The 2117-nt window shown below is 55.7% G+C and carries 3 protein-coding genes; 2 read left to right on the top strand and 1 reads right to left on the bottom strand.

Annotated features, from left to right (window positions below):
* Together ACXJ5O_RS25135 and ACXJ5O_RS25140 are read left to right on the top strand one after the other, a co-directional pair.
* Positions 1 to 682 (top strand): ABC transporter permease (locus ACXJ5O_RS25135; protein ID WP_457302287.1); only part of this gene is annotated, 682 nt, incomplete at its 5' end.
* A gap of 6 nt (positions 683 to 688) precedes the next feature.
* Entirely contained in the window at positions 689 to 1522 is an 834-nt protein-coding gene (locus ACXJ5O_RS25140) for an alpha/beta hydrolase (protein WP_457302288.1), read from the top strand.
* Positions 1523 to 1609: 87 nt separating this feature from the next.
* Here the strand turns inward: ACXJ5O_RS25140 and ACXJ5O_RS25145 are convergent, their stop codons facing one another.
* Positions 1610 to 1876, bottom strand: a complete 267-nt coding sequence (locus ACXJ5O_RS25145) for a helix-turn-helix domain-containing protein (RefSeq protein ID WP_112532543.1) — start codon at positions 1874 to 1876, stop codon at positions 1610 to 1612.
* Between the last annotated feature and the right edge of the window lie 241 nt (positions 1877 to 2117).

Genomic DNA, 2117 nt, shown 5'->3' on the forward strand with positions numbered 1-2117 from the left:
CGGCTGCACCACGGCGTTCATCCATCTGCGTTTCAGGATCAACACGCTGCTCGCCGGTATCCTGGTCATGACAATGCTCTACAGCATCAATCTGCGCATCATGGGCCGCACCAATATTCCGCTCTTCACCTATGACACGGTCTTCACCATCCTTGCCGGACCCGCCGCCAATTTCCCCTGGACCAAGATCCTGATTGTCGGTTTGCTCGTTGGGCTGGTTCTCGGCGCCATGCTGTATTTCTTCATGTCCGAAAAGGGTACGGCGATGCGTGCAGTCGGGGCCAGCCCCGATATGGCCGAGGCACAGGGCATCGACGTCGGCACCGCGACGATTATCGGCGTCGGTGTCGCGAGCGCACTTTCCGCGACAGGTGGCAGTATCATGGTGCAGACGCAAGGTTTCGCCGACGTCAATATGGGCTTCGGCATACTTATCAACGGTCTTGCCGCGCTTATCATCGGCGAGGCCATTACAGGCCGTCAGACGATACGTCGGCAGGTTCTAGCCCCGGTTATTGGCGCGCTGGTTTACTACCAGCTGATCTCATTCTGTCTGACGCTTGGTCTTGCGCCTGCGGATCTGAAATTTGCCACCGGAGCGTTCGTGCTCTTGATGTTGGCTTTGCCGAATTTGCGCAGGTCCGGCGGCGGCGTGCAGATAAGGGAAAAGATCAGGGAATAGGGAGACATGGGTACGACTGCAGCTATCGACTGGGACGACGCCTATTCGAACTTCGCGTATATTCCAGACGGCTTCGAATATCCGGCCAGATGGCTGGCGGAGGCGGCGCAATTTCGAGAGGAAATGCAAGAAAAAGGCTTGCTCAAAGCTGACCTCAGCTACGGTCCGCATTTGCGTAACCGGCTCGATCTGTTCATGCCCTTGGGCGGCCTGAAGGGCCTCGTCGTCTTCGTGCACGGCGGGTACTGGATGGAAGATTTCGACAAGTCCGCGTGGTCGCACCTAGCAAAAGGCGCACTCACCCATGGCTTCGCCGTGGCCGTGCCGTCCTATGCGCTGTGTCCGGAGGTTCGCGTCAGCGATATCACCGTACAGGTCGGACTCGCTATCACGCGCGCCGCCAGCGAAGTGGCAGGCCCTATCCATCTGACGGGACATTCGGCAGGCGGACACCTCGTTGCCCGCATGGTGACGGTGACGTCACCGCTGAACCAGGCGATCCGGCATCGCATCCGCAAGACGGTGCCGATTTCGGCGATAGCCGATATGCGGCCGCTGATGAGGACCGAGATGAACGACACGTTGCATCTCGATGCAGTGGAAGCGCGGCTGGAGAGCCCTGCCCTGCTTGAGCCGCAGGAAGGCATCGACGTAACCACATGGGTTGGCGCAGCGGAGAGGCCCGAATTTCTGCGGCAGAATGCTTTGCTCGCCAATATCTGGTCGGGGTTTGACTGTCAGGTGGATGCTGTCGAAGAAACTGGCAAGCACCACGCCAATGTCATTGAAGGATTGACCCAGCCGGATCACCCGCTGACACGCAAATTGTTGTGTCTGTAGCTCACCGCCCGGAATCAAAAAGCTGTCAGAGTTGGGATATCACTCTGACAGCTTTTTGGGTGCCGATTTATTAGTGGTAGTAGAGTTTCAGGCGCTGAGGCGCTTGGAATCTTCAAGAATCATTGCGTTGCTCGGGAGACCAAGCGCATGCGCAATGCGTTCCAGCTTGTGCGGATCCGTATTCTGGCCGCTTTCGATCGTTTCGATTTCGAGGGATGTCAGACCGCACGCAACGGCTAAATCCTCGATGGAATATCCGAATTGTTCGCGAAATGCTCTGACAATATTTGTACCATTGGCAAGTGCCGTGGAAATCGTTTCTGGCAATGAATAGTCGCCGGCGGTTTTGTTCATCGCTTTGCTCCTAACGTGAAAGGTTTAGTTAACAAATCGGAAGGCAGAACTTATACGTCCATCGTCGCGGATCAACCCCTTTATGTCACTTCACATAAAACGTGATCAGAAAACGGAGCAGGAGCCTGCCTTATTGTGGCACCAGATTTCCGTAAGATGTCAAAGATGCCGACCGTAAACTCGACCAATTACTGAAGAATATCAGTGGATTGTTACGCTACTGTGTCACTCGTATCTGGCT

Source organism: Phyllobacterium sp. P5_D12, from assembly GCF_054049495.1.

What these genes read in the sequence shown, in the direction of transcription:
- ACXJ5O_RS25140 (WP_457302288.1), top strand. Translation starts at nt 689, where the DNA reads ATGGGTACGACTGCAGCTATCGACTGGGACGACGCCTATTCGAACTTC.
- ACXJ5O_RS25145 (WP_112532543.1), bottom strand. Translation starts at nt 1,876, where the DNA reads ATGAACAAAACCGCCGGCGACTATTCATTGCCAGAAACGATTTCCACG.